The sequence below is a fragment of the Actinomadura sp. 6K520 genome, from assembly GCF_004349245.1.
Lineage (GTDB): Bacteria > Actinomycetota > Actinomycetes > Streptosporangiales > Streptosporangiaceae > Spirillospora.
On sequence record NZ_SMLC01000091.1, the window covers coordinates 21,676 to 29,124 of the forward strand.

The following is a 7,449-nucleotide window of genomic DNA, read 5'->3' on the forward strand; positions in this document are numbered from 1 at the left end:
GGCACGCGGTACACCGTTACGCGGTATGCCGCATCATCCAGCACAGTGCCACGATCCGGACGAACTCCCAGTCGCGCACGTTCTCCGGCCACCAGCCGCGGTTGACGGCGTCCTCGGCGAACCGGTGCAGGTACCTCAGCAGTTCCTGCCTGCCGGCGGCGCCGAGTTCCTCCCGCAGGCTGGCGACGTGCTGGTCGACCGCCGCGGCCAGTCCCGGGGTGTCGGCCATCTGCGCGATGCCGGCGTCTCCGATGTCCTGGACGAGCATGACGAGCGCTTCGGGCGAGTCACCGTTCATGGCTCGCGAAACTAGCAACCACCCGGCGACGCACTGAAATCGGCCCTGCTCAAGAAGGAGGGCGAAGCGCGGCTCAGGAGGCGCGCGGCCGGAGCATCGGCGGGCGCAGCTGCTCGGCGTCGCCGCGCCGGTACAGCCGCGCCGGACGGCCGCCGTCCCGCGTCGTCGTCCGGTCGGTGGGGATGAGGAAGCGGTCGGCGCCGGTGACCTTGCGGTGGAAGTTCCGCGGGTCGAGGCTCGTCCCCCACACGATCTCGTAGACGCGGCGCAGCTCCGCGACGGTGAACTCGGGCGGGCAGAACGCGGCGGCCAGCGACGTGTACTCCAGCTTGGCCCGCGCCCGCTCCATCCCGTCGCACAGGATCCGCCGGTGGTCGAACGCCGCCCGGTCGCGGTGGACGAGCTCGTCCACGGCCGTCCACAGCACCTGCGCGCGGCTGGACGCGGGCAGGTCCGGCGCGAGCCCCAGGTAGGCGACGCTGACCACCCGCTGGCGCGGATCGCGGTCGGGGTACCCGTAGGTGGCGAGCTGTTCGAGGTGGATCCGCACGTCCGCGAGCCCCGCCCGCTCCGCCATCAGCCGGGACGCGGCGACAGGCAGGTCCTCGTCGAGCTGGATGAACCCGCCGGGCAGCGACCACGCCCCCTCGTACGGCGCGCGGTCGCGCCGCCACCGCAGCGCGCACAGGCGCTGTTCCCGCACGGTGAGCACGACGAGATCAACGGAAACGGCGAGGCGCGGGACGGGCATGGGGTGGAGTCTATTGGTGGGGCGGCGGCCCCACCCCCGGACGCGCGAACGGGCAGGCGCGCAGCGCTCGCCGCACGCGCCCGCCCGTGAGCCGGTGGCCGGTGTTCAGTCGTCCTTCGGGGCGTCCTTGGGCAGCTCGACGGGAGCGGCCGGGACGGCCGCGCCGTTCGCGGTGCCGTTCGGGGCGTGCCCGTTCTGGACGTTCATGTTCCCGAGGAGCTGGCGGGCGAGGCCGAGGCCGGTGCCGCCGAGCGTGAGGGCCTTGGCGAGCATGTCCTCGACGCCCTGGGCGCCGTTGAGCACGACCATGTTGTCGACGTTGCCGAACACGCCCGCGCCGGCCTCGACGATCTGCGGCCACTGCTCCGCGAGCTGCTGGGCGATGACGGCGTCGGTGTTCTCGGCCAGCGCCTCCGCGCGGGCCTTGATCGCCTCGGCCTCGGCGAGGCCCTTCTGCCGGATCGCGTCCGCCTCGGCCTCACCGAGGATGCGGGTGGCCTCCGCCTCCCGCGCCGCCCGCAGCTGGATCTCCGTCGCGGCCGCCTGCGCCTGCGCGATGCGCTCCTCGCGCTCGGCCTCGGCCAGCTTGACCTGCTCGTACGCGCGGGCGTCGGCGGGCTTGCGGATCTCGCTCTCCAGCCGCTTCTCGGTCCGCTCCGCCTCCAGCTCCGCGTTGCGGGTCTCCTTGAGGATGACCTCCTGGCGGGCCTGCTGCGCGGCCTGCTGGACCTGGCCCTCGTACTCGGCCTTCTTCATCTCGGTGTCGCGGATCACCGCGGCGTTCTGCCGCTCGGTCTCCTGCTCCCGCTCGGTGGCCTCCTGGTTGCGCTCGGCCTCCGCGATGCGGGCGGCGGAGGCGACCCGGGCGGCGTGCGGGCGGCCGAGGTTGGTGATGTAGTCGGTCTCGTCGTCGATCTCCTGGATCTGCAGCGAGTCGACCACCAGCCCGAGCTTGCTCATCTCGTCGGCGGCGGACATGCGGGTCTCGCTGGTGAGGCGCTCCCGGTTGAGGATGAGGTCCTCGACGGTGAGGTTGCCGATGATCGAACGCAGGTGACCGGTGAACAGCTCGTGGATCGCGCCGTCCATCGAGCCCTGCTGCTCCAGGAAGCGCCGCGCCGCGTTGGCGATCGACACGAAGTCGTCGCCGACCTTGTAGATGACCACGCCGCGGACCTTGACCGGGATGCCCTGCTGCGTCACGCAGTTCACCTCGAGGTTCGCCGCCCGGCTGTCGAGCCGCAGCCGCCGGGCCACCTGGAAGCCCGGCAGGACGGCGGTGCCCTTGCCGGTCACGATCTTGAATCCGAGGCTGTCCAGCCCGTCCACGGGCTTGGACCTGGCCCCCAGCCCGGAGATGATCAGTGCCTCGTTCGGCTCGGCGACCCGCCACACGAGCTTGAACAAGATGATCAGTACGATGAGCGCGGCTGCGGCGCCGCCGACCACGGCGAGCACGGGCATACGGCCTCCTCTTCTGTTTTGGGGCGGGGGGGTCGAATCCGTCCGCGTTGCCCCATAGACGCGCCGCACCCGTGAACGGTTCGACCTGCGGAGCTATTGGCCGAAAGCGGGCGCCACGTACACCGTCCGCGGCGGGTGGTACTCCACGACCACCACGACCATCCCCACGGTGATCTCCTCGCGCGGGTCCACCGGATGGGCGTAGAACGCCTCGACCCCGCCGCGCACCGGGATCATGACCTCCCCGACCAGGCCGGGCCCGATCCTGCCGGTGACCCGGCCTTCCTTACCGATCAAGGAACGCCCCCTGTTCGTCGCGGAGTTGACGGCTAAGGCTAATGCCTGGGCGTTCGCGGGAGTGGGTCACGTGCCTCCGGCTACGGGAGAATGCGGTCGGCCTGGCCCAGGGCGGTGCGGGCGAGGCGTTCGGCTTCGGTTCGGGTGGCGGTGGGGCCGGAGACGGTGATCGTGGCCAGGTAGTGGCGGCCGCGGAACACCACGTACCAGGTGCGGGTGCTGGTGTCACCACTGGTCGTGGCGACGCCGACGGTGCGGGAACCCTCGCCGATGTCGCCCTTCGGGGACTCCACGACGCGGTGCTTCGCCCACTCGGAGCCGACCTTGGTGCGGAACCGCAGGCAGCCGGCCGGGACGCGGACGTTGACCTGCTTCTCGGCGGCACTGACGGGCATGCCCATCAGGGTCTGGGTGACGGTCTGGCCGCTCTTGGCGAAGGTGACCAGGGCGGCGGGGACGTCGCCGGGAACGGTGCCGTCCGGGCCGCCCGTCCCGCCCGTCCCGCATTGCGGCTTGTCCAGGACGGTCTGGCGCTGCAGCCTGGCGGCGTTCTGGATCGGCCGCAGCGTGCCGTACGAACCCGAGTCGGGTTCGCCGGCCTTCCGGTAACCGGGGAGTTCGGTGAGGAGGGCCTGGGCGAGCTGGTCGGAGGTGTAGCCGACACCGGCGACCTCGGCGGGGGCGGTGCCGTGCACGGGACGGGCGCGCTCACCGCCGCCGCCGCACGCGGTGGCCGCGGCGGCCGTCGCCAGCAGCATGATCGGGAGGAGCCTGTGCGCCATGGCGGTGACCCTACGGCGCGGAGGGTGCGGGCCGCCCGGGACGACACGCGTTCCGGGCGAACCGGTCAGCGTTGTCCGGCTCGGCGTCGTTCGGCTCAGCCGTTCCCGGCGCGCTCGTTGTACTCGGCGGCGTACTCCTGGCCGGACATCTTCTGGATCGTCTCGATGATCTCGTCGGCGATGGCGCGGCGGGCCTTGGCGGGCGGCAGGTCGCGGTAGTGGGAGAAGTCCATCGGGGGCCCGATCCGCACGGTGGGGCGGGGACCGAAGACCCGCGGCATCGACGCGCCGAGCGGCTGGATCTTCTCGGTGCCCTCCAGCGCGACGGGCAGCACCCGGGCGCCGGTCTCCAGGGCGAGCCAGCCGACGCCGGTGCGGCCGCGGTAGAGCCGCCCGTCCGGGGAGCGGGTGCCCTCCGGGTAGATCGCGAACGCGCCGGCGTTCTCCAGGACCTCGGCGCCCTGCTCCAGCGCGCCCATCGCGGCGCGCCGGGCGCCGCGGCGCACCGGGACGTGGCCGAGGTTGGTCAGGAACCAGCGGACGAAGCGCTTCTTGAGGCCGCCGCCCTCGAAGTAGTCCGCCTTGGCGATGTAGGTGACCGGCCGCGGAACCGCCAGCGGGATGATGAAGCTGTCGATGAACGACAGGTGGTTGCTCGCCACGATGAGCGGACCGTAGCTCGGCACGTTGTCGCCGCCCACGACCCGCGGGCGGAAAAGCAGCCAGAGGATCGGACGCACCACGCGCGTCATGAACGTGTAGAACATCCAGCCTCCCGAATTCGCCAACGACACTGTAACGTCTGCGCCGATCCGCGCCCGAGTCAGCGCCCCCGGTGCACCTTGCCGGTCAGGTCAGGAAATGCCCAACCGCAGGTCAAGGCCCATATGGCGGCACTTATCCAGCATTTCTACTATTCGGTAAGTTTCGCTGGAGTAAGTTATTGCCCCGTTTCCCGGATGTCCCGGGGCGCGGCCGGGCGCTCCGGACGATCCGTCAGGTAGGGTCGGTGCAGGAGACCGGACGGCCGTCTCGGGCATGTTACGGTCCGGGGCACACCAGTGGGCGAGCAGGTCCTTTCCCGGGAAGTCCTTGGAATGCGGGCGCCGGTGCGCAATCCTGAGGAGTCACCTGAGACGGTCGGGGTACCACCGGATGGGGCGTGAGGTGACCATGGACTTCGACATCAGTCTGATGCGCGACGACCGGTGCACCCTCGTCCGGGTGCAGGGCGACATCGACGTCGTGTCCCGCACGCGGTTCGAGGAGGCGCTCTTCGAGGTCGTCGAATCCGGCGAACCCATGGTCATCGACATGCGCGAGGTCACGTTCTGCGACTCGACGGGCCTGAACGCGATCGTCGCCGCCAACCGCCGCGCCGGTGAACGCGGCACCACCGTCGCGCTGGTCGCACTTCCCCCGCGGGTCCAGCGGGTGTTCCGCATCACCGGGATCGACAAGTTCATCCCCATCCACGACACCCTTCGCGAAGCCATCGCCTCGCTGCCCTCCACAACTCGCTGACCCGTCAGGTGCAGCCCTCGAACTGGGGGACGCTGGTCGTCAGTTTGAGGCCGGAGTCGCCGAACCACTTGTTCAGCAGGCGTTCGGCGGTGCCGTCCTGGTACATGGCGGTGATGGCGCGGTTGACGCTCTCGCAGCCCCGCAGGTCGCCCTTCCGGAGGCCGACGCCGTACTTCTCGTCGGTGAACGGGGCGTTGATCATCCGGCCGGAGCGGCCCGCGGCGAACCCGGCGAGGATCAGGTCGTCGGTCGAGACGGCGTCCAGTCTCCCGGACGCCAGCGCGTCCATGCAGGCGCCGTAGGTGTCGACGGTGACGGGTTTCGCGGCGACCTTGCGCTCCTCGATGACGCGGCGCCAGGAGTTGGAGCCGGTCACCTCGCAGATCCGCTTGCCCTTCAGGTCCCGGACGTCGTCGATCGAGTCGTCGTCGGCGCGGACGAAGGTGTCCTGGTGCGCGACGTAGTACGGGCCGGCGAAGGTGACCTCCATCTTGCGCCGCGCCGTGATCGAGTACGTCGCGACGATGAGGTCGACGGTGCCGTCGGCCAGAGCCTCCTCCCGGACGGACGAGTTGGTCGTCCGGAACGTGATCCGGTTCTTCGGGACGCCCAGCCTGCCCGCGATGTAGACGGCGACATCGACGTCGAAGCCCTCGTAGCTGCCGTCCGGACGCTTCACGCCGAGGGCCGGCTGGTCCTCCTTGACCCCGATGACCAGGGAGTTCCTGTCGATGACGCTGTCCTTCTCGGAGCCGCCGAGGCCGCAGGCCGACAGGCCGGCCACGAGCAGGAACGCACCGGCGGCGGCGGTGGCACGGATGGCGCGCATGGCCCTCTCCCTCAACGGATTCGTCTCCTCAGCGGAACTCGGCCAGCCGGGGACGGATCCCCGCCAGGATCAGCAGGGCGATGGCGGCGGCGCCGGCGGCCGGTACCGCGTTCCAGCCGCGCAGCCCGCCGTCCGCGTCCCTGATCGCGTCGTCGAAGGCGTCCTGGTGGACGGCCGTCAGCGCGGTCAGCGCCGCGTCGTAGGCGCCGAAGTCGCTGATCGCGTCGGAGGTGCGGCCCATCCGCAGGTCGACGGCCCCGGCGCGGTCGCCGGACGACGCGAGTTCCCGCATCCGCGCGTCGTTGCGCTGCACGACCCGGTACGCCTGGAGCGTCCGCTGCAGGGCGGCGGACTCGCGGCCCGGCTCGACCGTGCGCGCCTCGTCGCCGAAGAAGCCGAGGAACGGGACGTCGCCCCCGCCGGCCTTGTACGCGCCGAGCTTCTCCTCAAGCCCGGCGTAGTAGTTCTCCAGGTTCACCGGTTTGTCGCCCAAGTCCGGGTGGATGACCGCGAGTGACTTGTCGAGGTAGGTCTGCTCGTAGGTGTCGGCGCGGCCCGGGTCGAGGAGGTAGCGGCTCTCGTCCGCGAACGCGCTGTGGCTGATCGCGCGGGCCCGGGACAGCTGGAGGATCGAGTCGAAGCCGTCCTCCTTGGCCTTCCTGATGTGCCCGGCCTGGGCGGTCAGCAGACCCGTCCCGACGGCGGTGAGCGCCAGGGTGGCGAGCGTCGCCAGGACCAGCGCGGGGTTGAGGACGCGGCGGAACGTCCGCGCCAGGTAGAGCTGCGTGGCGATCAGCAGCAGGAGCACCACGATGCCGGTCACCGCGACCCAGGTCCGCCCCGTCAGGACCGCCGACCGGTCCGTCTCGTAGTCCTGCCGGACGTCCGCCCCGGTGTCCAGGGTGATGTTGTACGCCTTGGGCAGGAGCTGCATCTTCATCAGGTCGGTCGCCTGCCGGTAGGCGTCGATGACCTCCTGGGGCAGTTCCCCGGGCGCGTGGTCGGCCTGGGCGTCGAGTTCCATGGCGCGTCCGACGAGCCGCTCGTACCGGCCGAGGCCGTCCAGCACCTCCTGGACGGTGCGCCGCAGCGCGGGGTCGCTGCCGGCGAGCTGCGCGGCCTCCACCGCGGCGGCGTCGGCCTCGGCGCGGCGCCGCTCGTACAGCCGCAGCGACTCGTCATGGCCGATGCCGAGGTCGTGGTCGCGGCCGATCAGCAGGATGCTGGACACCTGCGCGTCCATGTCGCTGAGCGCGAAGTACAGGGTGCCGGTCGCGACGACCTGCGGGCCCGCGTCATGGCCGATCGTCTGGACGGAGTCGCGGGCGTTCCCGATCGCGACGGTCAGCACCGCCAGCAGCGCCACGATCCCGGCCAGGCACAGCACCGCGTGGCTGCCGATGCGGCCCGGGATCGTGCGGAGCCACCGGCCGCGGGCGAACGTCCTGAGGCGTCCCGTGCGCGGCTGCCCGGTCCCGGCGGGCGGGGCGGGGCGCCGGTGGGG

9 protein-coding genes are annotated in these 7,449 nt (G+C 71.4%); 1 reads left to right on the forward strand and 8 read right to left on the reverse strand.

Annotated elements, in window-relative coordinates; all coding sequences use genetic code 11:
• Positions 1 to 16: 16 nt before the first annotated feature.
• From E1289_RS22800 to E1289_RS22825, 6 genes are all read right to left on the reverse strand, one after another.
• The gene (locus E1289_RS22800; RefSeq protein ID WP_131983401.1) at positions 17 to 298 is read right to left on the reverse strand and encodes a DUF6401 family natural product biosynthesis protein; all 282 of its coding nucleotides are present in this window, start codon (positions 296 to 298) and stop codon (positions 17 to 19) included.
• A gap of 73 nt (positions 299 to 371) precedes the next feature.
• Positions 372 to 1,049 carry an NUDIX domain-containing protein gene (locus E1289_RS22805; protein ID WP_131983403.1) on the reverse strand — a complete coding sequence of 226 codons (678 nt, stop codon included), beginning with the start codon at positions 1,047 to 1,049 and terminating at the stop codon, positions 372 to 374.
• A gap of 105 nt (positions 1,050 to 1,154) precedes the next feature.
• Positions 1,155 to 2,513 (reverse strand): flotillin family protein, encoded by a 1,359-nt coding sequence (locus E1289_RS22810; protein WP_131983405.1) that lies wholly within the window; start codon positions 2,511 to 2,513, stop codon positions 1,155 to 1,157.
• Positions 2,514 to 2,606: 93 nt separating this feature from the next.
• Positions 2,607 to 2,810 (reverse strand): hypothetical protein, encoded by a 204-nt coding sequence (locus tag E1289_RS22815; protein WP_131983407.1) that lies wholly within the window; start codon positions 2,808 to 2,810, stop codon positions 2,607 to 2,609.
• 80 nt (positions 2,811 to 2,890) lie between these two features.
• The gene (locus E1289_RS22820; RefSeq protein ID WP_131983409.1) at positions 2,891 to 3,592 is read right to left on the reverse strand and encodes a hypothetical protein; all 702 of its coding nucleotides are present in this window, start codon (positions 3,590 to 3,592) and stop codon (positions 2,891 to 2,893) included.
• Between the two features lie 95 nt (positions 3,593 to 3,687).
• Positions 3,688 to 4,359 carry a lysophospholipid acyltransferase family protein gene (locus tag E1289_RS22825; RefSeq protein WP_131983411.1) on the reverse strand — a complete coding sequence of 224 codons (672 nt, stop codon included), beginning with the start codon at positions 4,357 to 4,359 and terminating at the stop codon, positions 3,688 to 3,690.
• 388 nt (positions 4,360 to 4,747) lie between these two features.
• Here E1289_RS22825 and E1289_RS22830 point away from each other — a divergent pair, with 388 nt between their 5' ends.
• Complete coding sequence (locus tag E1289_RS22830) at positions 4,748 to 5,116, forward strand: STAS domain-containing protein (RefSeq protein WP_243713082.1); 369 nt, start codon at positions 4,748 to 4,750, stop codon at positions 5,114 to 5,116.
• A 4-nt stretch (positions 5,117 to 5,120) separates the two neighbouring features.
• Here the strand turns inward: E1289_RS22830 and E1289_RS22835 are convergent, their stop codons facing one another.
• Together E1289_RS22835 and E1289_RS22840 are read right to left on the reverse strand one after the other, a co-directional pair.
• Positions 5,121 to 5,945: a glutamate ABC transporter substrate-binding protein gene (locus E1289_RS22835; RefSeq protein WP_131983413.1), complete on the reverse strand. Its 825-nt coding sequence runs from the start codon at positions 5,943 to 5,945 to the stop codon at positions 5,121 to 5,123.
• A 28-nt stretch (positions 5,946 to 5,973) separates the two neighbouring features.
• Positions 5,974 to 7,449 (reverse strand): hypothetical protein (locus tag E1289_RS22840; protein ID WP_207929094.1); only part of this gene is annotated, 1,476 nt, incomplete at its 5' end.